18 protein-coding genes are annotated in these 25,302 nt (G+C 41.2%); 16 read left to right on the forward strand and 2 right to left on the reverse strand.

Features of this window, described 5'->3' with window-relative positions:
• The first annotated feature begins 12 nt into the window (after nucleotides 1-12).
• The 9 genes from ACSZOX_RS20800 (at nucleotide 13) to ACSZOX_RS20840 (ending at nucleotide 10,144) form a co-directional block, all read left to right on the forward strand.
• The gene (locus ACSZOX_RS20800) at nucleotides 13-1,596 is read left to right on the forward strand and encodes a RagB/SusD family nutrient uptake outer membrane protein (protein ID WP_437922133.1); all 1,584 of its coding nucleotides are present in this window, start codon (nucleotides 13-15) and stop codon (nucleotides 1,594-1,596) included.
• A gap of 16 nt (nucleotides 1,597-1,612) precedes the next feature.
• Nucleotides 1,613-3,010, forward strand: coding sequence for a hypothetical protein (locus ACSZOX_RS20805; RefSeq protein WP_437922134.1), 1,398 nt, complete (start codon nucleotides 1,613-1,615; stop codon nucleotides 3,008-3,010).
• Between the two features lie 62 nt (nucleotides 3,011-3,072).
• Nucleotides 3,073-4,176, forward strand: a complete 1,104-nt coding sequence (locus tag ACSZOX_RS20810) for an SGNH/GDSL hydrolase family protein (RefSeq protein WP_437922135.1) — start codon at nucleotides 3,073-3,075, stop codon at nucleotides 4,174-4,176.
• Between the two features lie 6 nt (nucleotides 4,177-4,182).
• Nucleotides 4,183-5,547 carry a hypothetical protein gene (locus tag ACSZOX_RS20815; protein WP_437922136.1) on the forward strand — a complete coding sequence of 455 codons (1,365 nt, stop codon included), beginning with the start codon at nucleotides 4,183-4,185 and terminating at the stop codon, nucleotides 5,545-5,547.
• A gap of 6 nt (nucleotides 5,548-5,553) precedes the next feature.
• On the forward strand, nucleotides 5,554-7,131 hold the full coding sequence (locus ACSZOX_RS20820) for a DUF4434 domain-containing protein (protein WP_437922137.1): 1,578 nt from the start codon (nucleotides 5,554-5,556) through the stop codon (nucleotides 7,129-7,131).
• Between the two features lie 418 nt (nucleotides 7,132-7,549).
• The gene (locus tag ACSZOX_RS20825; RefSeq protein WP_437922138.1) at nucleotides 7,550-7,807 is read left to right on the forward strand and encodes a hypothetical protein; all 258 of its coding nucleotides are present in this window, start codon (nucleotides 7,550-7,552) and stop codon (nucleotides 7,805-7,807) included.
• Nucleotides 7,808-7,968: 161 nt separating this feature from the next.
• On the forward strand, nucleotides 7,969-8,211 hold the full coding sequence (locus ACSZOX_RS20830; RefSeq protein WP_437922139.1) for a hypothetical protein: 243 nt from the start codon (nucleotides 7,969-7,971) through the stop codon (nucleotides 8,209-8,211).
• Nucleotides 8,212-8,233: 22 nt separating this feature from the next.
• The gene (locus ACSZOX_RS20835; protein ID WP_437922140.1) at nucleotides 8,234-9,055 is read left to right on the forward strand and encodes a sensor histidine kinase; all 822 of its coding nucleotides are present in this window, start codon (nucleotides 8,234-8,236) and stop codon (nucleotides 9,053-9,055) included.
• A 120-nt stretch (nucleotides 9,056-9,175) separates the two neighbouring features.
• Nucleotides 9,176-10,144 carry a hypothetical protein gene (locus ACSZOX_RS20840; protein WP_437922141.1) on the forward strand — a complete coding sequence of 323 codons (969 nt, stop codon included), beginning with the start codon at nucleotides 9,176-9,178 and terminating at the stop codon, nucleotides 10,142-10,144.
• A 56-nt stretch (nucleotides 10,145-10,200) separates the two neighbouring features.
• Here the strand turns inward: ACSZOX_RS20840 and ACSZOX_RS20845 are convergent, their stop codons facing one another.
• Nucleotides 10,201-10,902: a LytR/AlgR family response regulator transcription factor gene (locus tag ACSZOX_RS20845; RefSeq protein WP_437922142.1), complete on the reverse strand. Its 702-nt coding sequence runs from the start codon at nucleotides 10,900-10,902 to the stop codon at nucleotides 10,201-10,203.
• Nucleotides 10,903-11,119: 217 nt separating this feature from the next.
• On the opposite strand from ACSZOX_RS20845, the gene ACSZOX_RS20850 reads away from it, so the two are divergent.
• Nucleotides 11,120-12,040 (forward strand): ketopantoate reductase family protein, encoded by a 921-nt coding sequence (locus ACSZOX_RS20850; protein ID WP_437922143.1) that lies wholly within the window; start codon nucleotides 11,120-11,122, stop codon nucleotides 12,038-12,040.
• A gap of 104 nt (nucleotides 12,041-12,144) precedes the next feature.
• On the opposite strand, the gene ACSZOX_RS20855 is transcribed toward ACSZOX_RS20850, so the two are convergent.
• Entirely contained in the window at nucleotides 12,145-13,182 is a 1,038-nt protein-coding gene (locus tag ACSZOX_RS20855; RefSeq protein ID WP_437922144.1) for a LacI family DNA-binding transcriptional regulator, read from the reverse strand.
• A 393-nt stretch (nucleotides 13,183-13,575) separates the two neighbouring features.
• Here ACSZOX_RS20855 and ACSZOX_RS20860 point away from each other — a divergent pair, with 393 nt between their 5' ends.
• From ACSZOX_RS20860 to ACSZOX_RS20885, 6 genes are all read left to right on the forward strand, one after another.
• Complete coding sequence (locus ACSZOX_RS20860; protein ID WP_437922145.1) at nucleotides 13,576-14,340, forward strand: 6-phosphogluconolactonase; 765 nt, start codon at nucleotides 13,576-13,578, stop codon at nucleotides 14,338-14,340.
• Between the two features lie 33 nt (nucleotides 14,341-14,373).
• On the forward strand, nucleotides 14,374-15,552 hold the full coding sequence (gene nagA / locus ACSZOX_RS20865) for an N-acetylglucosamine-6-phosphate deacetylase (protein WP_437922146.1): 1,179 nt from the start codon (nucleotides 14,374-14,376) through the stop codon (nucleotides 15,550-15,552).
• A gap of 6 nt (nucleotides 15,553-15,558) precedes the next feature.
• Nucleotides 15,559-17,118 carry a beta-N-acetylhexosaminidase gene (locus ACSZOX_RS20870; RefSeq protein ID WP_437922147.1) on the forward strand — a complete coding sequence of 520 codons (1,560 nt, stop codon included), beginning with the start codon at nucleotides 15,559-15,561 and terminating at the stop codon, nucleotides 17,116-17,118.
• An 83-nt stretch (nucleotides 17,119-17,201) separates the two neighbouring features.
• Complete coding sequence (locus tag ACSZOX_RS20875; protein WP_437922148.1) at nucleotides 17,202-18,518, forward strand: sugar MFS transporter; 1,317 nt, start codon at nucleotides 17,202-17,204, stop codon at nucleotides 18,516-18,518.
• Between the two features lie 218 nt (nucleotides 18,519-18,736).
• Nucleotides 18,737-22,540 carry a hybrid sensor histidine kinase/response regulator transcription factor gene (locus ACSZOX_RS20880; RefSeq protein ID WP_437922149.1) on the forward strand — a complete coding sequence of 1,268 codons (3,804 nt, stop codon included), beginning with the start codon at nucleotides 18,737-18,739 and terminating at the stop codon, nucleotides 22,538-22,540.
• Between the two features lie 231 nt (nucleotides 22,541-22,771).
• Nucleotides 22,772-25,261 (forward strand): hypothetical protein, encoded by a 2,490-nt coding sequence (locus ACSZOX_RS20885; protein WP_437922150.1) that lies wholly within the window; start codon nucleotides 22,772-22,774, stop codon nucleotides 25,259-25,261.
• Nucleotides 25,262-25,302: the final 41 nt, after the last annotated feature.

A 25,302-nucleotide genomic window follows, 5' to 3' on the forward strand; every position in this document is an offset into this window, starting at 1 on the left:
TTAGCTATAACGATGAAATTAATATATAACTGTAGCATACTAGGACTTGTTGCCTTGCTAAGCTTTCAAAGTTGCTCAATCGAACCAGAGCTTACCGATGTATATGGGGAAGAGGTGGCATGGAGCAGTGAAACGAATGTGGAAATGTCGTTGAATAAATTCTATCCTTTGATAGGTCAAACGTATTACACCGCGCATGTCAATCAAGACGCTTATGCGGATCTCTTAAAGAAGAATACGCCAAACGATGAAGTGAACTTGTTGATTTTGGGATCTTCTTCGATTACTTCAGGAGCTAATCCTTTAGATAACTGGGCCTGGAGCTACACGTGGATTCGTCAGTGCAATGAATTTTTGGATGGTTTGAATAAAAAAGGAACTGGCTTGCCTTCGGAATTCTATCAACGTGCCGAAGGTGAGGTACTTTTCTTTCGGGCTTACGTTTATTTTGAATTGGCGAAGCGGTATGGGGCTAGTGTGATTTTGTATGACGATTTAAACGATGGTGTCGGACGTTCTTTAAGTACGCCAGAGGAGGTCTGGAACTTTATTGCTGCAGATTTGGATAAAGCGGCAGCGCAGTTGCCGGTAACAGTTCCTGCCGCTAAACGAGGTAAAGTTACCAAAGGAGCCGCTCTTGGTCTAAAGGCCCGTGCGATGCTTTACGCAAAGCGCTGGAAGGCAAGTACTGATGCTGTTGAAGCTTTGCAGGCTTTAAATGTTTACGATCTATCCCCTGATTATAAAGCGTTATTCAATCAACGTCGCAGTGAGGGTATAGATAATAAGGAAAGTATATTGGAGTTTGGATTCTTGGCACCCAATTTTACCTATTCTTTTGACTACTTCTTTGGTCCTCCATTGGATGGCGGATATGCGCAAATTAGTCCTACAGAGAATTTAGTTCGCGAATACCAAATGGCGGATGGTACAGATTTCAACTGGAGTAATCCAGCACATGCTGCAAATCCGTATCAAGGTCGAGAACCTAGATTCTATGCTTCTATCTTATATAATGGTGCAACTTGGAAAGGACGTACATTGGAAACCGTTGAAGGCTCAAAGGAAGGTTTTGCTATAGGTGGAGGAACAACCTCTACGGGGTACTATATGCGTAAACTGTTTGATGAGAAACTTACTGATTTGGGTAGAGGAGAACTTACATTCTACTTTATGCGCTACGCGGAGGTTTTACTGATTCAAGCGGAGGCATTAGCCGAACAGGGACAATTGGTTGCTGGCTTGGGGGCTTTGAATAAAGTTCGTCGCCGTGCAGGTTTTGAGCAGGATCTGACTGCAACAAACAATGCACAGTTACTGAATTTGATCCGTCATGAACGAATGATAGAATTGGCCTTTGAGGGACACCGTTATTGGGATCTACGTCGTTGGGGCTTGGCAACAACTGTACTGAATGGTACGCACGCTACAGGTGTAAAAATAACAAAAGCAGTGGATGGAACCTTGAGCTATGTGTTGATTGACGCGGATAATGGACGCACAAGGGTTTATCCAGAGAAATACAATCGGTTTCCGATTCCAATAGCGGAATTACAAAGAAATCCGAACATAGAGCAGTTTAGTGAATGGAAATAACCTAATACATGGATTGATGAAAAAATATATAAAATATATAGTGCTGGTTTTTATCAGTATAACTGTGATGTCCTGTCAGAAAGTGGAGCTGCATAAGGATACGCAATTTAACCGTGGCTTGTTGAATTTTATGTTGTCGATTCCCGGACAAACAACAGAATATATGGCGAAAACATCAGGGCCCTACAACGATGGAGATACCATTTATGTGGAGGTTCCAACGACCGAGGAAGAGCCTATTGATGTTTCTAAACTTAGAGCGACGGCTAGTCTGGAAAATAATGCCCGTATGGAACCCGCACTCACGGGAATCATGGACTTTACCCACCCTATCGATGTTCGCGTAATAGACGGAGATGGAAATAGCAAGCATCATATTATCAAAGCGGTTCCAACATTGCCTCGAACGACATTTAAAAAGCGTTGGTTTTACACGGCCGATCAATTAGGGGTACTGCGGACAAATATTTCTGGATTAACAGTAGTGGGAGAACAGATTCTTGTAGCGGATTTCTCGGCAGGTAGCCTTGGCGAGACGGTGGGAGTCCGCGTATACAATGCAAATGATGGTAGTTATGTAAAAACGATTCCAGCTCCGACTACATATTGTATGCAGGTAGTGGCTGACGATGCTAACCATTTCGTTGTCAACCGGTATAATATATATTCGGCGGGCTTGATGCTGTATTACTACGAAGATACTAACAGTGCGCCAAAACTGATCTTGAATTACACGGCTGCTGCGGGTGCTGCGAAGGAGTTGGGAAGAAAAGTTTCTGTTATTGGTAATCTTAAACAAGGCAAAGCTTATGTGTATGCAACAGCTCCCGCTGTCGATAATCAAATATATTACTGGGAGTTTAACGATGGTGAAGTGATGAATACGAATCCAATTGTCATTCGTTATGCAGCGGCCGAGCCTTGGACTTATGCAAACGTACAGCGCAAATCACTGGACGCGAATTCTGATCATTATCTGACTTATTGTAATTATGTGGCGACCGATGCTAATCGGGAGAAGGGAAGTCGCTTTGTACAGTTTACGCCTACTATGGATGTGGTGCAGATGGCTCCGGCGAACCATTATTATAAAATATTGGATTTTGAGGTCTTCAACGTGGATGGAAATCAATTTATGGCGGTCCTTACCCAAGGCTTTTTTGCTTGGGATGCTACGCATATTAAAGTTTATGATATTACCGATCCGAATAAAATGACGCTTCTGGCAGAGTCAGCGGGTTATAGAGACTTTATGCTCTTCGAGTCGGAAGCCTACGGAGGGACCAACTATAACCGATATGGTGATATTGATGTGAGAGTGCTGGGTAAGAAGATTTCGATTTTCGCTACCATGGCGACAAATGATAAGGCGTATGCGGGGGTGATGGCCTACGAAATGAGTTACAATAGATAGTAAACGTAAAGTAAACTTAACACGCTGTTTGGTTGGATAGCGTGTTAAGTTATTTTGGTACGATGGGAAAAATAATAACGATTCTTGTTCTCGCATGGAGCTGTCAATGCAGCTGCTTTTCACAGGTTCGACAATCGAAAGATTTACCTGCTAATACTTCGGGTATAGCTTACGTTGGGCGGACAGTTGTGAATGATTTGGGCGAAGTGACTTTCGACTGGGTAGGAAGCTACTTTGAATTCACATTAAAGGGGCAATCTATGTCCATACGTGCTTCCGACAAAGGGGAGAGTCATTTTAATGTTTTTGTAGATGGGTTGTTTTACAAGACGTTTGCTGTATCTAGTAGAGATACCTTGATTGATATTGTTTCGAATTTAGAGGACGATAAACAGCACCTTGTCCGTGTGCAAAAACGCTCCGAAGGGGAGTTTGGGTGTACAACTATTCATCATTTTACGCTTGGTGATAAGACAAAATTGGATATTCCAAGCCCACGACCTGGGCGATTTATAGAATTTATCGGCGATTCCTTTACAGTGGGATATGGCGCTGATGGAACGGATCGGGATCAGCCATTTTCTGTATCTACGGAAAATGCGGATAAGACCTATGCGTGTATATTGGCCCGTTATTTTCAAACGGATTACGCATTGATCGCCCACTCGGGACGTGGGGCAGCTCGGAATTATGGTGATTCGTTGACGACTTCTCGATATACGATGAAAGATGCGATGCTCAATAGCTTGAATAGCGATACTACTTCGCGCTACGGGTTTGATCAATACATTCCGGATTTAGTGGTGATCAATCTCGGATCTAACGACTTTTCTACAGCTCCCGTGCCTTCACAAAAGGAATTTCAACAGGCTTATCTCCGTATAATTCGACAGCTTAGACGTGCCTATGGTGCAGAGGTAAAGATTTTATGTGTTGTATCCCGTTTGGAGGTGCCAGTTGGTGGTTATATCGCTGATATTGTTGGAAAGCTGGATGATAATAACCTTTATTATACAGCTTCCTTGAGAGGGGTGATGAATAACGACTCGGACATGGGGGCTGCTTGGCATCCCGGTGTTCGCGGCCATCAGAAAATGGCAACTTTTCTTGTGCCTTATATTGCAACGGTTATGGATTGGTCCATGGAAGACCGTGTTATAAAATAAAATATAATGAAAAAGAACAAATATACCGGTAAGGGACATGCTTTTTTATATTTGTGCTTGCTCTTCGTAAGTGTAAGTAGCTGCGCAACCAATACGCCCGTACCATCGGCTCCGCCTTCAGTTGATACAACGGAAGTGCCAGGAAAGGAGTTGTTTGTCGAAACGCCCCAACTGAAAAGAATTAAAGGAAATTCGATACAGATTGATCCGGAAATGCTTTATCAACAGCAAATTTCTCCAGAAACGCTCGTTGCGGATCTTCGGATGGCTAATATCAAATCTGTCCATTTTTTTATTGTAGGTAATTGGGATGGAAGCAAAAATGATGATTTGCTTAAACCCGCTTATCTAAATGCGTTGAAGAATGAAAATATTGCTATTTGGATCATGCTGCTGGGGAATTGCATCTATGGTGCTTCGAATTTACCTGCCGATTGGCAAATGGAGTTTTTAAAACCCTATCCAAATCAGGGCATTAAATTCTATTCTTTTCATAGACCGGAATTTGTAGATTGGCAAGTGAGTCGTGTGAAACGCATTTTACAAAACTATAAGGTCGATGGAATTGAGTTTGCCGAGAGTTATTTCCCGGAATGGAAGACGCTGAATGGGAATGGCTTTTATGGGGATGTAAGTTTGTTTGCGCGGAAGATGTTCACTGAAAAATATATAGGTGGAACGGCAGCGACTGTTTCTTTCGATTATATCATGAAGAATCCAACGGTTTATAATAAATGGATGGATTTCAGGGCCGATGCACTATTGTCCTTCAACGAGAAAATAAAGATTGCTATCAAGGAGGAAGATCCAGACGTGCTATATGCGATATGGGGAATGGGAGTGCGCAAGGGAACCATCGCTGAAATTCGTGAGCACTATGGACTGGATATGCCTGCGCTTGCAAAATATGTGCAACCTGATGTTATAGTGCTGCAGACTTCTGCGCAGGATTGGCTAGATCCTCAACTTGCCTGGGACTACCTTTTGGAATATGCTCCTTTGGCTAAGGCTGTGCAAGAGGCTAATCCTAAGGTGGCTTTGAGTATCCAAGCAGATATCGTTTCGCTAGGCTACGGTAATCCGACTGTAGAAAAAAGGAATCCTGCGTGGTGGCTTCGCTTTTTTGACCTTTCACTGAAATCGGGTTATTACACAAATACAGCCTATGAATACGCGTTCTCTAAAAAGGAGGATATTTGGCCTAAGAAAAGTGCTGTGGACGCCAAGGCGCTAAAGATTTATAAAGAAGCATCGCTGCAATCGCTTGTTGTTGCCGAGGCTGCAGTTCCGCTAGCAATCATCAACGAACAGGATGCTCATTGGAAATTGGTCTATACGGCTCATGGGCTAGGCTGGGCTTACTTCAATTGATTTTTTATGTTTATCTTAAGATATTATCCTTATTTTATGCAATCAAGCTTCATTAAACTATTGCCGTTTCTTTTGTTGTTGGGGAGTATTTATTCCTCTAGAGTAGAGCTTTATGCACAAGACGTGAAGCCCTTGAAAGGTACTTGGCTTAATCTTCCTTATCAGGATGTTCGGAATAAGTATATGAATCCAGCGCATGTAGACGGTACGTCACCTGAATTCTGGAAAACAAAAATCCGTGAATATGCACAGATGGGACTTTCACATTTGGTGATTATGGCAGTAGCGAATGAAGGTAAAGCATTTTATCCGTCTGAATTTTTACCTCAGGCATACCCTCATGGGCAGCAGAGTCCAGTGGAAGCAATTATGGAGGCTGCTGATCAATGTGGAATGCAGGTGTTTATGAGTTGTGGTTGGGCCGTGAATCAAGATGATAACATACGTGATCCCAAAATCAAAACGATACAACAACGTATTATGCAGGAAACAGCAGCTTTGTTCGGAGGAAGGTCATCATTTTACGGTTGGTATCTTCCCGTAGAAGACAGCATGGAACCTATTCTTCCGGATGAAGCGGTACATGCAGCGAATGCATTGACAGCTTTAGCAAGGAGCTTAACACCAGAAAAGAAGGTTATGATATCGCCCTATGGTATTTGTCATGCGGCTTTTGATGATCCTAGGTTTGCCGAACAGATTAAGAAATTGAAGGTAGACATCATCGCTTACCAAGATGAGGTAGGTTGTGTTCGCGAACCTATGCCACTGCCTCGGGTGAAGGAAAATTTTAAAAAATTGGGCGAAATCCATAAGGAGACAGGAATAAAATTTTGGTCAAATATTGAGTCTTTTACTTGGGAAAAGGAAGATAACTCTCGGCAGTCGGCCTTGATTCCCGCAGCGTTTCCGCGTTATCTATCTCAGCTTGTAGCAGCTTCAGTTGCTGGAGCGGAAAAAGTGATTAGCTTTTCGGTGTATGGTATTATTGATGATGTTCATTCTCCGATGCCTATAGGTCAACCGATAGCCTCTGCACAAGCCTTTCTGGATTTTACCGACTGGAAGGAAAGAAAAGGACGGTGGCCTTTGTTGGAGGCAACATTTAAAGGGCCTGTCAGTCATGATGCGGTAGGTGCTTTAATCAAAGTAGATAAAAAAGACCTCCTGAAAAATGTGAGCAATAGGTTGACAGACGGAAGTTTAGGTGATGAAAATTACAAGCAGGATGCTTGGTTGGGCTTTGAGAACGGTCAGATGAGTGTGGTGGTGGATTTGAAAAATAAAAAGCCGATAAAATCACTTGCTGCGCGCTTTTTACATTATCGTCCTGCAGGGATTTCGTTACCTGCAACGGTATGCTTCTATGTGTCTAATGATGGTAAACATTTTGATAAGATTAAAACGGTAGTGATGCCTGCAGCAACAAACGACAGGCATGACTGTTGGATCGATATTGCCTTTTGTGAGGAGCTTCGTGCGGAGGGACGTTATGTGAAAGTTGTAGCAGGTCAGCAAACTGAATATCAAATATTTTGTGACGAGATCTTCGTTAATCCTGAAATTCCTACAGCATCTTTATAATACGCAGTATCACCTTACAAATTCTAGGTTTGGATATCTGTTTCGATGATAAAAATAGTTGAAAACATATCTTTGGTATTATCTGTGAAGATTAAACAGGTGATCCTTAACGAAACGATCTAGACTGTTCAGCAGAAAATTCGTGTTTTGCTAAAGATAGTCGCGAATAAAACTAAATTCGTTTTTGAGGACAGGAATGACATGGTATGCAAATACAATGTCATTCCTATCCTTGTTGTTTTTGATGCCAAATGAAGCATTCGTCTTCATTTTTCCAGTTGGTATAATAAATAAGTGTATTGGTATAATAAATTCTTGGGCTGTGATGCTATTTATATAGCTTCGCAGCTCAAGAATTTTAAGCGTAGTGATGAATAGCTGCAAATTGCTCCGTTAACGATAAATACAGATTGAAAAAATGAGAACGACACTAAAACAAGTTGCTGTATTTAAAACATCGGTTTCAACCAAGGAGGAAAAGATGTACATTATGGAAGAATTAAAACAAGCATTTGCGGGTATAGAACGGGTTTCTTTAGATCTCAGTGACGAAGATGCTGTTTTACGATTGGAAAGTGACCGTATTGCTGTCGGTAAAATCCGTAGACGGCTTGCTGAAAATGGAGTAGAGGCCGTGTTGTTGGGATTTTTTATGGATGGTAAGGAGTGTATCTAGTGTGTAATATATATATAGTGTTTTTCTACGTTTTTACATGATGTAAGTTAAATTGGTCCCTCTTCTGTGAATTTTTCTTTGCATTTTTATCTCGAATTTGACGCGTGAGGTCTCGTCGCTCGTCCAAAGTATTTTTTTAATATTGACTAAACAAAATCGGTATGTATAAATCGAAACATACGGCAGAAAAAAGCAATATATTGTTTCTGGATTTCCTAACGTTACGAAAGTTTCGCGTTTTTAGGCATGCAGTAATATTGGTATACTTATTTATGGCACTGATTAATGGAACTTTTCGTGCGCAGTACGTTGATGAAGACTTTTATCTTAGGTTTTGTTCCTATCTGATGCTCGTATCGCTATTCTATTTTAATATGTATTATCGTGCCCAATATCCTGTATAAGAACTTATATCTTAGGTACTGTTTGTTATTGATTTTAGCCACCACATTTGCTCTTTTAGTAAATAGATTTGTCACTGAGCAATTATGGGGATATAGCGTTTTTCAAAAAGAAGATCGAATAGATTTTCTTAAGCAATGTGTATATACAATAGGCCTTGTTATACCACTCGTGTTATCTTCTACTACATTGAAACTATTTCAGCGATGGATAGGTACCGAGAATAAAATGAATATTTTGCAAAAAGAAAACCTAAAAAGTGAACTTAAAGCGCTTCGAAATCAAATCAATCCTCATTTTCTATTCAATATGTTGAACAGTGTAAATGTTTTATGCAATAAGAATCCTGCGATAGCATCGCAGGTGATTACGAAGTTGTCGGATTGTTTGCGCTATCAATTGTACGAAGCAAACGAGGAAAAAGTGCTTTTGTCGTCAGAAATTAAGTTTATAGAAGATTTGTTAAATCTAGAACTTTTGAGAAGAGGAGGGTTTTCTTTTAGGGTTGATTATACGGATGCTTGTAAGAAAGGGGTATGGGTAGGTTCTCATATCTTGGTGACTTTTATTGAAAATGCGATCAAGGATAGTGCGTTTGCTCTAGATGATGCCTACATACACGTTAAATTTAGCTTAGAAGACAACCGTCTCATTTTCCTTTGTGAAAATTCATATTCTTCTATTATTCGCTCTAGCGTTGAGAAACAAGGAGTGGGACTTAAAAATGCAATAAAGAGATTAAGACTTATATATGGAAAAAACTTCTCTTTTGTAAAGAAACAAGAAGAAGGTGTTTTTAGCGTGCTTTTAAAAATTGAAGACCTAAGCTATCCTTTTGAAAGTTAAAGCATTTTTTTGATAAAAATTAATCCTATTGCCTTTGGTATAATAAAATAAGAGGTATGTATAATAAAAACTAAAATGTATTGTAATTTGACTTTTTTTGATGAAAATTTAAAAAGTCAGATGAAGATACCCTTTTACACATTTCTTATTTTATTTCTGCTACCTGCTTTTTCGAAGGCGCAAAAGCTCGACTCGATTTCCCGGAAGAAGATACGCACGATCATCGAGAGATTTCCTTCTACTCGTACACTCGGCGTACAATATGAAAGATTTGAACGAAGTGATTTTGAAAATGTTTCCTTTGGTGAACAAACCGATGGTAAACTTAATTATATGGAACGATTTAAAGCCTCTGCCAATCTTCCTGTTTTTAACATAAATAAGAAGTTACTGTTCAGTGTTTCTGGCTTATATACGCAAACAAAAGGTGAATTCGAGCGGTCTGATGATCAAAACATGACGTTATCTCACCAGTTCGATTTGAAGTATTGGTCAGCTAGTGCTGGTACAACTTATATAACTTCTTTTAAGAAAAAAATGCTGATTTTTACGGGGTCCCTAATCACAGATGGTAATGAAAATGATATACAAAGGGTTCGAGGGTTGGTGACGGGAACATTGCTGCTGAAAAGGAGTGCCAACGAGAAATTTTCTGTTGGAGTAATTGGTCTGGTTGATCAGTCATCTCGAATTCCTGCTATCCCGATGCTTGGTTACGAAAGGCTTCTCGGAGATAGTCCTTGGACATTGGATGTTTTTTTTCCTAAAAAGCTGATGTTGGAAAGAAAGGTGAGCAGACACGGTTTGCTATTCGTAGGGACTGAAATTTTTAATGACCGAAATTTTTTCCAGTTGAATACGGGTAACTTCGACGGTGTCTATGAATATAATAAAACAACTTTGCAGAGCGGTATTACTTACGAACATCGATTTTTTGGACGTTTATATGTGATGTTGAGAACGGGAGTTTCTGATATTATTAATGCACGTATCGTCGAGGTCGGAGAAAGGGCTAGTAATTATGTTTCCGAGAATAAGCAGAATACAACTTTTTATACGAATGTTGGCATTTCTTATAGCCTATTCTAAATATAAAAAAACGCTTCTTGACAAGCGTTTTTTTATATCTTTTCTGCAGTAATCTCTTATGAAGAAAAGAATTTAAAGAAATCAGTTCTGTAGGATTTACCTAGTGGAATTTCATTTTCTACGATAATGATAGCAGAATTGGTGAACGAGTCGACCGCATTTTTCTGGACAATGTAGGACTTGCTTACCCGTATGAAAATATCATCCGGCAATTTTGCATGAAGGGTTTTAAGATTTAAAGCTGTAATTATCTTGTTGGCATTGTTGGTGTGTAGCACAGAATAATCCTTCAATGCCTCGATGTATAATATGTCATTGTAGTAGATCCGTTGTAATTTACGATCGGCTTTTACCATGATGTACTGCTGTGTACTTAAGTCAAAGAGTTGCTTTTGAGGGTTTAACAGTTCGAGTTGGGATTGTGCTTTTGCAATTGCCTTGGCAAATCGTTCTTCAGAAACCGGCTTGACTAAGTAATCCATGGCTTCTAATTCAAAGCCTTCTAATGCATATTGGGGATAAGCTGTCACAAAAATTATTAGGGTTTTATCTGGTATTTTTTTTGCAAAGACCAATCCATTCTCCTGTGGCATTTCTATATCCAAAAAAACAAGGTCGATTTCTTCTTGTTCGATCATTTGTAGCGCTTGTCTGCTGTTGTGAAAGGAACCTCTGATCTCAACGTTTGGAAATTTTAACATCACGTTCTGTAAGCCCTCTCTCGCTAGAGGCTCGTCATCAATAATTATGCACTTCATCTTATTTTTACAACGGTATCTTTACGCTCCCGTATTGGTCGTGTTTCCGTATCAATCTTACAAATTTCGTCTAATTTTTATTTTATAAAGATATGATTCGCTTTTTTTATACGAAAGTGCGTCTTTTTTAGACCAAAACCTTATAGGTTTTGTCTCCTAAAATAAAGCAGGGCAAATTAATAGTTCTATATTTGAATGAGGTGTTAAATATAGATATATGAGTAAGAAAATATTGGTGGTGGGTATTGGTGCTGTTGGCGGATACTTTGGTGGAATGCTGGCGAAGTCTTATGTAGGGCGTGAAGGTTTATCTGTGTGTTTTATGGCGAGAGGGGAAAATCTCAAAGCTATTCAGGAATATGGGCTTTCTGTAGAGGCGCCGGGAAATCAATTTTATGCGATACCAGATGTCGTCTCCGATGATCCGAAAGATTTTGGTAAGGTAGATTATATAATTTTGTGTACGAAGAGTTATGATATTGAAGAGACGGTGAAGATATTAAAAGATTGTGTGCACGAACAGACGGTTTTTCTATCATTGTTGAATGGTGTAGATAGTAGTGAAAAAATTAAAGCGTTGTTTCCTGGCCATTTGGTTGCAGATGGTGGCGCATATATTCTTTCCAGGTTGCTTGCTCCTGGAAAAGTGCATAATTCGGGTACTATACAACGGATATTCTTTGGCGTGCAGGGTAAACAGGATCCTCGTCTGGACTTTTTGCTCGATATTTTTAAACAAGCGGGGATTGAAGCGAAACTTTCTGCCAATATAGCGAGCATTGTGTGGGAGAAATTTATTTTTATTTCGGTTATGGCTACCGTGACCTCTTTCTATAATAAGAATTTTGGAGAGATTCAGGCTTGTGCAACTTGTACAGATGATGTAAAACAGTTGATAGAGGAGTGTTGTGTCGTTGCCGCTGCAAAGAACATTGCCTTGCCTTCAGATGTGAAAGAGCGTGTCTGGAGTTTATTTGTGGGGCTTCTTCCTGAAAAAACAACGTCGATGCATGCAGATTATCAATCGGGTAAACTAACGACAGAAGTGCACTCGTTGACAGGATATATTCTTGCTGAAGGTCAAAAATATAACTTACAGTTGCCAAAATACCAAGAGATGTATAATGAACTTTGTTAGCCGCTATAAAGTCAATTATTTTTGACCTTTAAGCTATGCAACCCTATTTTTTTAATTCAGGGTCGCATAGCTGTTTCTGATATGGTGCTGTTTTAACGCAGAGATTATCTCCTGGCAGAAGAGGCGCGAACGATTAGCTCTGTCTTGATCGTAACTACTTGATGGTCGATAATATCAAAATCATTGTCCTGAATATGTTGGATTAACATCTTCGCCGCTGCTTCCCCCATTTGTATGGCCCTATCGTTTACCGTCGTTAAATTTGGCTCGATGATTTGTGCTATGGGGTAATTGCTGAAACCTACGACGGCAATTTGATCGGGTATTTTTATATTGCGCTTGTTGAGTGTCTGAACGACGCTAGCCGCTGTATAGTCGTTTGCACAAAATACGCCATCTGGCAAGGGATTTAATAATAGAAGTTCAGCAGTGCAAGCAAGTCCTTCTTGATAGGTTAGTTTATCGGTAATAAATATATGGTCTTCCTGTACAGGGAGACTGTGGGAGCGCAGCGCAGCTTTGTAGCCTTCTAATCGCGCGCGGAAAATATCCGTCGACTGATTTCCCGCAATATGTACAATGTTTTTACTACCCATCCTGATCAAATGCTCCGTTGCATTGAACGCGGATTCGAAGTCGTCTATCGTGACTTTGTTGACATTGAAAGTTTCTGGGCTACGGTCGTAGAAAACAATAGGAAGTTTCGTCCTGATCAACGTTTTGAGGTGTTCGAAATTCGCCGTTTCCATAGCTAAGCATATGATCATTCCTTCTACGAGCATGTTCTGTAGATTTTGGATAATCTGTTTTTCTAGCTGGTAAGAGTCTTTTGACTGGAAAATAATAACATGATATCCGCTTTTATGGGCATATTCTTCAATGCCGCTGATGACACGTGAATGGAAATCAATATCTATCCGTGGCACAATAATCCCTATGGACTTTGTTCGTTTGCTTCTAAAGCTTGACGCAATAGCGTTGAGACGGAAGCCCATGTCGTTGGCTTTTTCTGAAACAAGCTTTTTGGTAGCTTGGCTTATTTTTGGATGATCGGCAAGGGCCCTGGATATGGTTGAAGGCGAAAGATTGAGTTCTTTTGCCAGATCTTTAATCGTTGGCATGCTTGTTTTTTTATTTTCCATCTGTCAAAACTATGCTGTATATGTTTGTATTGCCTCGCTGGATGTAAAATCTGCTGAACAATACAGTAGCGCCAATAAAGATAACTAAAATCTTAATGGGGTATAGGTTTTGTCTTTTATTTGTACAAACGTTTGCATTTTATTTTATGTATTTAATGGTTTTTTTTAACTATTTATGTTTGTTATTTGTTTTTTTTAGTAAAATTTAATGCAATTGTTTGCATTAAATAATAATATTTTTTAGTTTAGAATCACATTGTTGAATAGGTGTAGATGATAGATGATGCGAGTGACCAAGCCTAAAATTTCTTTTGCCAAAAAGGGAATGATGTAGTCGGAGGGTTGGTGTTTCTAATTCGTGTTGAAAAAGTAGGTTTTAAAAAAAAGTAAAAAATGATGTCGGATGATTTAAAGAATGTTCATGTTTTTCCATCGGTAAAAGAAGCGGGCTATGCAGCAGGAAGGGCGATTGAAGCAAAAATTTTAACCTTACAACAGCAGAAATCACAGATCCGGATGATATTTGCTGCCGCTCCTTCGCAGGATTTTATGTTAGAGTACCTCACTCGTTCTGAAAAAATCCAATGGCATAAGATTACGGCTTTTAATATGGACGAATATGTGGGATTGGCAGCGGATGCATCACAATCTTTTTCCCAATACCTTGAGAGGAATCTGTTCTCGAAGGTTTCTATCCATGAGAAGCATACGATATCTACGTCGGGGAATGTGCTGGATCAGATAGCTCTTTTTTCGGAATTGTTAGAAAGTGAACCTATTGATATTGTATGTCTGGGGATCGGAGAAAATGGTCATTTGGCATTCAATGATCCGCCTGTGGCAGATTTCAACGATCCCGATGTGATCAAATTAGTGGAGTTGGATCTGGTATGCCGACAGCAGCAGGTTAATGACAAATGCTTCTCTGATTTAGATGAGGTGCCGTTAACGGCTGTGACTTTAACCATACCGACTTTGATGCGCGGAGATGCGCTCTTTTGTGTAGTGGTAGGTCCACATAAAAAAGAGGCTGTTAGGCATGCATTGCGCAGTCCTGTCAGTACGACTTGGCCAGCGACGGTCTTGCGGCAACACGGTAATTGTCAATATTTTTTCGACGATGAAGCGTATAGTGATGTGGCGGTCATAAGGGCTTGATTTGTTTGCTGTTTTATGATTAAATTTAACGGAATGCGCAGCTTACTAATATATAATGGAAGACGGATAGATGCCACAGGCGTCTCGGACGATGCTTACTTATATGCCGAAGATGGTGTGATTGTGGATATAGGGGTTGGGAAAGCATCTTATAGGGATAAGGTGTCGGTTCAGATCGATGCAAAGGGCTTATATATCGCTCCGGGGTTTATCGATATGCATGTGCATGGCGGCGGTGGGTACGATTTTATGGATGGTACGGTTGAGGCCTTTTTGGGGGTGGCAGAAACGCATGTCCGATATGGCACCACCGCTTTGTGCCCAACAACGTTGACCAGTACAACCGAATCCTTGTTTCAATTATTGGATGCTTATAAGGCTGCTCATAAGGTGAATACAAAAGGTGCTCAATTTATGGGGATGCATTTGGAAGGGCCTTATTTTGCTTTATCTCAAAAAGGAGCGCAGGACCCCAAATATATCCGTAACCCCGATCCTGATGAATATGAAAAGATACTCGCATACTCCGATGATATCGTTCGATGGAGCGCCGCTCCTGAATTGCCAGGAGCGATAGCATTCGGCAGATACGTCAAATCGAAGGGTAAGATCGTAGCACTGGCGCATACGGATGCGACTTATGAAGAAGTGAAAGCGGGATTTGATAACGGGTATACGTTGGCCACGCATTTCTACTCGGCGATGTCTGGCGTGACAAGGCGGAATGCTTATCGCTACGCTGGGGCAGTAGAGGCCGGTTACCTCATCGATGATATGGATGTGGAGATTATAGCCGATGGGGTTCATTTGCCGGCTCCGTTACTACGTCTTGTTTTTAAAATAAAAGGGACTGATCGGATTGCCTTAATTACGGACGCTATGCGTGCTGCAGGTATGCCGGAGGGTGAAAGTATCTTGGGGAGTAAGCGTGATGGGATGAAAGTGATTGTGGAGGATGGGGTGGCTAAGCTAATGGATAGATCCGCTTTTGCAGGGAGCGTTGCGACTGCTGATCGCCTAGTAAGGACTATGATGCAGCTAGGCGAAGTTTCACTCTTGGATGCGGTGAAAATGATGACCTCAACGCCTGCCCGTATACTCGGATTGCAAAACAAAGGGACGTTGGAGGTCGGGAAAGATGCCGATATCGTTCTTTTTGATGATGAAATAGCGATTAAATCCGTAATCATTGCGGGACAAATAAGATATTAAAATGATATGGCGAAAAAAAGTATAACGTTGCTGATCGGCGTCTGGTTGATGTGTATTTTCACGGTATCGGCGCAGCAAAATATGGCGAGGGATTTCAAGGTAAAGGGCTTTCATTTGGATCTTCGCATTCAGGTCATGAAAATGCCTGCGCTAAAGGAGTTTGCAAAGAAACTGAAGGATAATGGCCTGAATACCCTAATTATGGAATGGGAGGCGACTTATCCTTTCAAGGATTATCCCATTATATCGAACAGGTATGCTTACAGCAGGGAGGAGGTCACTGATTTTATCGCTTATTGCAACACATTGGGGCTTGATGTAATTCCTCTGCAACAGAGCTTTGGTCATGTGGAATATATTTTGCGGCATTACCGATTTAAGGAACTTCGTGAAGACCAAAAAGATTATTCCCAGATAAACCCACTGCGGGAAGAATTGGCGAAGGAATTGTTTACAGGGCTTTATAAGGACTTGATAGCGACACATACTTCAGATTATATTCATATCGGTGGTGATGAAACCTATTTGTTGGGACATTCTGCCGAATCGAAGAAAAAAATTGAAGCAGTGGGTAAAGGACGCCTGTATGGTGACTACATCAAAATTTTATGCGACCTCGTGGTCAGTCTCGGGAAACGGCCTGTTCTCTGGGCTGATATTGCTTTAAAATATCCTGATGCCTTGAAAGGTCTGCCTAAAGAAACGGTTTTCGTGGACTGGAATTATGGATGGGATATCAATATGTTTGGCAAACATGAAAATCTTCTGAAAAGTGGTTTTGAAATTTGGGGAGCACCCTCGATACGAAGCCATCCGGACAATTATTTCCTGACGCAGTGGCAGAAGCATTTTAATAATATCCGTGATTTTGTACCATTGGCTCGTGGTTTTGGCTATCAGGGAATCGTGATGACATCCTGGTCAACCTCCGGTCTCTACGCTCCAACTTGGGAATCAACACGCGATATTGTGGAGCTTTATCCGATTCGCCGCGTTTATCCAATTTCTGGATTTAATATGTTGATTGATGCGTATTTCAAAAGTGTTGATAGTGGGGTCGCCTTAGACGTAGATACGTTTGTGCATACATACGCAGCAAAACAATATGGTTTTAATAAGGAACAGGCCGTAAAATTTTGGATGGCATTACGCGCTGTTCCTGAGGAGATTAATCAGGGTGAAATCAGTAGGAAAGACCTTGATATTGAATCATTACGGGATAGTGTAAATTGGGCTTCTGAAATCCTCCATGACTTGAAACCACATCAGCATGTAGCTGAATTTGAGCATTATCGTTTGATGGCGGATATCAGATTGCAGTACCTGACTTACATGGCTATGGAGTTAAAGGCTAATGCCCCCGAATTTAGGACGGAAGATATTCCGCTATTATTGGAACAACTGAAAGCGATTGATACGGCGGACTTGGATAGAAGGTTTGAAGATTTAAACGGTACACTTTTACATTCGGCAGAGATAGCGGAGGAAAATGAACTGCGAAATAGTAAAATTCGTGTTTTATATGAACGCTTGGCTAGAAACAGAACACAGAAAGTTGAAAAATAGAAAACAATATTTTAAGTGTAAGCTGTTTACTGCTGTTAAATAAATTTATATGTCACATGACAGGTGTAAGTAATTGATAATCTATGGCGCATAAGAAAACGCTGAGCCTGGCTGAGCTCAGTAAAGAAAAGACCTTGATCTCGATGGTAATCATCGGTGGGTTATTTTTTATCTTTGGTTTTGTAACGTGGATAAACGCTATTTTAATTCCTTATTTTAAGATTGCTTGCGAGCTTAACCACTTTGAATCATATCTTGTAGCCTTTGCATTTTACATCGCCTACTTGCTGATGTCGTTGCCAGCCGGATATCTCTTGAAAAAAATTGGATTCAAAAAAGGGATGATGATTGGTTTTTTGCTGATGTCAATAGGGGCAGGGTTATTTGTTCCAGCGGGCTTTTCGAGGGCATATCCGCTGTTTTTAATGGGGCTTTTCACACTAGGCATAGGCTTGTCCATATTGCAGACGGCAGCAAATCCCTACATAACTATTCTTGGTGATAAAGAGCGTGCGGCACAGCGGTTCAGTATAATGGGGATCTGTAATAAACTGGCGGGAATTATTGCTCCCTTGTTATTTGCTGCGGTTATTTTGCGTCCGACGGACAATCTGCTGTTTGAGCAGATAAAACAGATGCAAGGTGTTGAGAAGGAGCTCGCACTTGATGGATTGATTGCTCGGGTAATCACCCCTTATGCAGTTGTCTCAGGTGTGCTCTTGTTGCTCGGATTGTTTGTGCGGTATTCACCTTTACCTGAAATTGATACGGATAGCGAAGATGAACTGATGGCTGTGTCGAATGCAAATAAAAAAAGTATTCTCGATTTTCCTCATCTGGTGTTGGGTGCGATAGCAATTTTCTTTCATGTGGGATCTCAGGTTATTGCTGTAGATAGCATTATCAATTATGCTTCACAAACAGGGATGTCTTTTTTGGAAGCGAAGGTTTTTCCGTCGTACACCTTGACGGCAACAATTATAGGTTATGTATTGGGTATTGCTTTTATTCCAAAGTTTATGAGCCAACTGACGGCATTGAGAATTTGTACGATCTCAGGACTTATATTGAGTGGAATGATCTTGCTTGTGGAAGGTAAAGTGTCTTTCCTAGGCCATGAAACGGATGTGTCGGTATGGTTTGTCGTGCTCTTAGGCTTTGCCAATTCCATGATCTGGGCGGGCGTGTGGCCACTAGCGTTGGATAACTTAGGGCGTTTTATCAAGATAGGCGCTTCTTTGTTGATCATGGGGCTTTGTGGAAATGCCATAATGCCTCTTTTGTATGGTTATTTGGGCGATGTATCTGGCCTTAGGACAGCCTATTGGGTATTGGTACCTTGTTATTTATACCTGATATTTTATGCGTATGTGGGTTTCAAATTGAAAAAATGGCATTAAAATCAAGCGTTTAATGACTTAACATATCTTGCACCGATGCTGGTAACGGAGACGAACTGATCCTTTCCGTTGTGTGGGCGATTCAAAATAACTATGTTTGTAGCCACAGCTTGATTATGATGCGGTCAGTTCGATTTTTTCTCGTACTCTTTTGTTTGACAGTAGGTTTTACTGTTAGCAGTCAATCCCTAGAATTTCAATTTTTTAGAAATATAACCTTGGGAGCCAAGGCGAGCACAGTGCATTGCTTCGCTCAGGACAGTTTGGGAATGCTCTGGGTGGGAAGCAACAACGGGCTGTACAGTTATGATGGATATGCGCTCCAAGCGCCCACGGCGAGGATTGAGCAGTACCAGACATTCGTCTATGCGATAACGGTGCTTGATGCGCAATTATTGGCCTTGGGCACAGGTAAAGGATTGGCGTTATACAACTATCGTGAAGATCGTTATCTTGATTTTCCAAAAGAAGGGCCTTCGGATGTCCGGTCTTTGCTGCTTCAAGGTAACAAACTATGGATTGGCTCTCTTTCTGGATTATTTTGTTACGATACGGAAAGCAAAAAGCTAGTTGATTATAAAGGACTTTTGGATAAATCCTTTACTAATCAAGCAATTTATGCCTTGGCACAGCTTGCGGATAAGATGCTTGTCGGGACCTATAACGGGCTTTTTGCTTTTGACCCAGTGACGAAGACCTTGACAGCGCTTCCGCTTCCTGATTACAGAAATGGAAGCAACCAATTTGTAAATTCTATTTTGACTTTGCCGAAAACAGAGACTACGTTTATCGGAACAGAGTATGGCCTCTATGTATACGATAACAAAGACGGAAATCTTAGGAAAGCAACCGTATTGCAGAATCATGGAATTAAATCCATTATAGCGAAGGATGCTAATACCTTGTTGATCGGTACGGATGATGGGCTATTTGTGTATCGTCCGCTTGAAAATAAGCTAAGCCGTATAAAACACGATTCGCGCAATAACCACACATTGGCCAATAACATTGTATGGAGTATCTATAAGGACCGTTCAGAAAACATATGGGTGGGGACTGATCTTGGATTTTCGCTTTGGGCCAAGCAACTCGTGGAGAAACGGCTCCCTATTTATCAGTTTACCAATAGCCCGGACGGTAACAGGTTTTATAAAATAATGAAAGATAAGGCCGACTGGTATTGGTTAGGTGGTGATAATGGTTTGATTCGTACACGAAGGCTGGGGGCTAAAGACTTCGAAAGTTATTGGTATCGGATGGATGCCACGGCTTATCCTTTACCGCATAACCGTATTCGTGATATTTATCAAGACCGAGAGGGACGCCTTTGGATGGCTTCTGATGGAGGATTGAACCTTTTCTCACCGGAAAATAAGCAGTTCAGGAGTTTTACAATTCGAGATAGCAGTGGGAAAAAGAATGCTAAATGGGCTTATAATATTTTAGAAGATAAACAGGGTAACCTTTGGTTGGCGAGCTATATGGGGGGCATTTTTGTGTTGGATAAAGAAAAGTTGATCGCCTCTTCGGGAACCTTTGTCGCAGCAAGGAATTATAACCGATCGCAAGGTCTTTTAGCCGATTTTGCGAACCAACTTGTAGAAGAGGGCAACGGAAATGTACTGGCTTTGTTTTATAATAAAGGAGTGAGCCGAATTAATATCGCAAAGAATCAGGCAACTGAACTGAAAGATGAAACGGGGCATGTGCTTAATCAATCTACCTTTATGCTTAAAGATGCGGAAGGTACCGTATGGATAGGGCAGCATGGCGAGGTTCGCCGATTGGGAGATAAAGGCGCAGATGACCTGCTTATGTTTGATCCGGTGACTAGAGGGGAAGTAACCGCGATGGTGGAGGTCGGTAATTACATTTGGATAGCAACGAGTGTGGGGGTATGGCGTTTGGATAAGAGGAGTTTAAAGAGTGAACTATTACACTATGGACAGGATGTAACTTCGATGTATTACGATAGTGAACGTGCCGAGGTGTTGTTGGGAGGGATAAATGAGATAACGGTATTGCCCGCCGCTATTGCCTTACCTGCTATAAAGGATGCCCAGAAAATTGTGCTGACGGCCATGTATGTCAACAATGAAGCCTTTGGCAATTATGAATATGGCTTGCGTTATCGAAATCAGATTGTACTGCAGCATACGCAAAATAACTTACGTTTAGAATTTTCGGATCTGGACTATGGAAATCTATTGGGCTACAGACTGGCGTATTCCTTTAAGGGGAAAAATGAAACCTGGATACCATTGGAACGTGGTGACAATAGAGTGCTTTTGTCGAACTTAGCTTCGGGCGATTACGAGTTACAACTTGCCAAAGTAGATATGAGTGGAGAAGTAGTATCGCCGATTTCTATCTACCATATTGTAGTGAAGTACCCTTGGTATGCGTCAATTTTTGCTAAAACACTTTATGGGTTAGCTGCTTTAGGGTTGATATTCTGGGTGTTTAATTTCTTTCGTGTGCGTAATATCTTGAAATGGGAACGTAGAGAACGTCATAAAGTGTTGGAGTTGACCCGTATGAAGATGGATTTTCTAACGGCTATATCGCACGAACTGAAAACACCTTTAAGTTTGATTTTGGCACCGATAAGCCAATTGATCTTGCAAACGAAGAATGTTGAGAAAAAGAAGCAGTTGGAGGGGGTGCATAGAAATGCACTAAAAATTAATAACCTTATCCAGGAAGTGATGACTTTTGACAAAGGAGAAGGGCAGGATCTGATCGCTCAGACTTTATTGACGTCACAAATTGACCTTATTCCTTTTTTGAAGAATACATTGGAAGAATGGCAACGCATGCCCATATCCTCCCAGCTTCATTTGCGCTTTTCTACAGCCATAGAAAGTTGTTTTCTGCGAGCAGATGTCTCAAAATTGAGCTCCATTGTCCATAATTTACTTTCTAACGCTTGCAAATATAATCGGGATCAGGGAACCGTAGAGTTGTGCGTGGAGCAGATGGAACATGCTATCGTATTTCAGGTGACTGATACGGGACAGGGGATTAGTGCAGAAGATCTTACCTATGTCTTCAGTAAGTTTTACCGTTCGTCGGCAAAGGAGATCACTGCAGTGGAAGGTACGGGAGTAGGATTGTATTTGGTAAAGAACTATTGCGAGCAAATGGGATGGGAAATAGCACTGCAGTCAATTTACGGACAGGGGACTACCGTTCGTATTACTATTCCGCAAGCGGCTGTTCAATCTGAATCGTTTTTATTAAACACGGTGGATAACAGAGAACGATTGCTTATTGTGGAAGATAATGAGGAACTTTCTTCTTTTCTTCAGGTCGCCCTAGATGGAATTTATACGGTTTTGGCTGTACGTAATGGAAAGGAGGCTTTGCAGTTGGTATCAAACCATAATTTCATGCCAGGTATCATTATTTCGGATGCTATGATGCCTATTATGGGGGGCGTTGAGATGGCCAAGAAGTTGCGCCAAAATGCGGCAACAGCGACTATACCTATTTTATTACTGACCGCTAAAAATGACGAACAGATCCAGCGCGATTGGGTATCGGCGGGTATTGATGCATTTATGGCAAAACCCTTTGATCTGGATTTGCTTAAGCTGCAGTTGGAACAACTCTTGGCGAAGAAAGATAAACTTGTGGCACAGCTGCGCCTAGATGAGATCAGTAAGCCCGTACTGGGGAACGAAAAAGAATCTCCGGATGAAAAGTTCTTGACCGCGGCGACATTGGTTATCGAAAATAATATCGATGATTCTGATTTTTCTGTGCAACGGTTAAGCGAAGAAGTTGATTTGGCTCCTAAACAGCTGTATCGCAAAATAAAACAGCTTACGGGGTATACGCCGGTTGAATATATTCGGACGATACGCATCAAAAAAGCGGCACTTTTGCTTCAACAGAAAAAATTCACTGTCGCTGAAGTGATGTACATGGTTGGTTTTTCCAACGCTTCCTATTTTTCAAAATGCTTTCAGGCGGAATTTGGGATGACTCCCAAGGCTTATGTGGATAAAAATAAGTAGTGTGCTGATTTACAGTTTTTTGTTTTCTTGTTGTTTGAGGGGATGAAGCCGTTTTGTCTATTTTGTGTTGTTTTTTGTCCGATATGTGTTCGTTGGCAAGGTGAGAGATTTATAGATTTGTAATCAGAATTGCAACCAAAATTATAAATCGAGTTTTCCATGCGTGTAAGTATTTTATGTAGCTGTGCTATCCTTGCTTTTTTTACCTCTTTTTCGCAGATAAAAAAAAATGTGCCAACGATCTTTGTAGATAAGGCTGGTGTAATGCGTTGGTCAGATAGCAAAGCAGAGGCTTCTTTTTACGGAGCAAATTATACCGTCCCTTTTGCACATGCTTATCGTGCACTTTCCTATAAAGGTATAAACCACAAAGAAGCTATTGATCGGGATGTGTACCATTTGGCCCGGTTGGGATTTAATGCCTACCGTATCCATATTTGGGACGTCGAAATTTCTGATGGAGAGGGCAACCTGGTCGAAAATGAACACTTGGATCTATTGGACTATTTGTTTGCAAAGTTACAAGAGAAGAATATGCGTATACTCATTACAACGATGACAAACTTTGGCAATGGGTATCCGGAGAGAAATCAACAGACAGGTGCTTTTTCTTACATGTACGATAAATGCGATATACATGCAAATCCTCAGGCTGTCGAAGCACAAAAACGATATGTTTCACAGCTGTTGTGCCATGTAAATCCTTATACGGGTTATTCCTATCAAGAAGATCCTTATGTGGTGGGGTTTGAAATTAATAACGAACCTTGTCATAGTGTTAGTCCTAAGGTCACAGAAAACTATATACAGTCGATGCTGGAGGCGATGAAGAAGGCGGGAAATAAGAAACCCGTTTTTTACAATGTCAGTCATAATAAGGATCATGTATCGGCTTACTTTAATTCCAATATACAGGGAACGACCTATCAATGGTATCCTATGGGGTTGGTTGCCGGACGCACACGACAGGGAAATTTTTTACCCCATGTGGATAACTATGCAATTCCTTTTTCGGATGTTAAGGGGTTTGCAGACAAAGTAAAAGCGGTTTATGAGTACGATCCAGCCGACAATCTTTATAGCTATATACACCCTGCAATGAGTCGTACGTTCCGGTCTGCTGGATTTCAGTGGATTACACAATTTGCCTATGATCCAATGGATATAGCCGCTTATAATACCGAATATCAGACTCATTACTTGAATTTAGCATATACACCAGCGAAGGCGATCAGCATGTTGATTGCTGCGGAAGTGGCTTACCGTATTCCTCGTGGAAAGCAATTTCCGGGTTATCCGCAAGATACGGTATTTGGCGATTTTAGCGTAAGCTATGTCCAAGATCTAGCGGTAATGAATACAGCTGAAAAATATTACTACAGCAATGAAACGTCGGTAAAGCCAGTAAGTCCAGAACAATTAAAGCAGGTTGCGGGGCATGGTTCTTCGCCTTTGATACGATATACAGGATCGGGCGCTTACTTCTTGGATCGTTTGGAAGAAGGGGTTTGGCGTTTGGAACTTATGCCGGATGTGGAACAGGTGGCTGATCCTTTTGCAAAACCGTCTCTTCAACGGGAAGCAATGAAGATTGGGTATACCGTTCAGCATATGGATGTGCGTTTGCCAGATTTGGAACAAGATTTTGACGTGGAATGTGTAAAAGGGTATGTGGAAAAGAACCCCTCGGAAAAGACGCTGTTTCGTGTGAAGCCTGGTGTGTACCTGCTTCGGAGAACGGGCTTGGAAGCTGCTCAACATTGGACTGCTGATAGCGACTGGAACTTAGGTAAACTGGGCGAATTTTATGCTCCAGCGGCTTCACTCTTCGTGGAACCTGTGCTGACACATGTCGCGGCTCCAGTTTTAGAGAAGGGGAGGACGCAACGCTTGCATTTTCGTCTTCTTAGTGATCAACAGCCTGATTCGTTAATTTTACAGACCGATGGTATCTCTTTTTGGAAAGATAATAACCCTTATTATAAACTGGTACAAATGGATCGTTATGGCTATACGGTTGATTTGCCAGCTCATGCGTTGGAAAGCGATTTGTTGCGGTATACGGTTACTGTGTTTGTCGCAGGAAAGCGTTTTACATTTCCGGATAATCGTGTGGGCACCCCACTGGATTGGGATTATGAAGTTGAACACTATTGGTCGAGTAAACTTGTGGATATTCATGCCGCTATCGTATTGGTGGAAGCAGGAAGCGAACAGGTACCTTTCGAACATTATGCAATTCCGGAAACGGCTTACCTTACTGCAAAGCGTGCTCAAGACAACTATAGCGAGATGCCGACTTGGAATTACAGCTTTCATGGAATAGATTCCTTAACTCGCTTCTTTTGGCTTAAGGATATCAGAAGTACGCTGCTTCATAGGCCGAAAGGATTGCAGGAGGTAAAAGAATTATGCTTGCAATTGGAAAGTGGTACTGGACCTTTAGAAATTGGATTTGTCACGACTCAGGGCTATACATATAGCAAGATTGTGAATCCTGATTCGGCGAATGCAACGGTTTTGCGTATTTCTTTGGATGATTTGGAATTGAAGCCTACAGCATTGTTGCCGGCTCCTTATCCTGCTTTTCTTGAAAGGTATTTCCAACCGAAGGTGAGCGTTCCTTTTCGGAAAGAACAAATAGAAAAGTTGCTTATAGCGACAACGGAAGTCGCTGTCGAGGAGATGAAATTCCGTATCGGAGGAATATGGATGGAATAGGTGGAGGAAGCCTATAAATAGTAAAAGCTAAATTATAAACG

This window comes from Sphingobacterium sp. LRF_L2 (assembly GCF_965644235.1).
Taxonomy (GTDB): domain Bacteria; phylum Bacteroidota; class Bacteroidia; order Sphingobacteriales; family Sphingobacteriaceae; genus Sphingobacterium.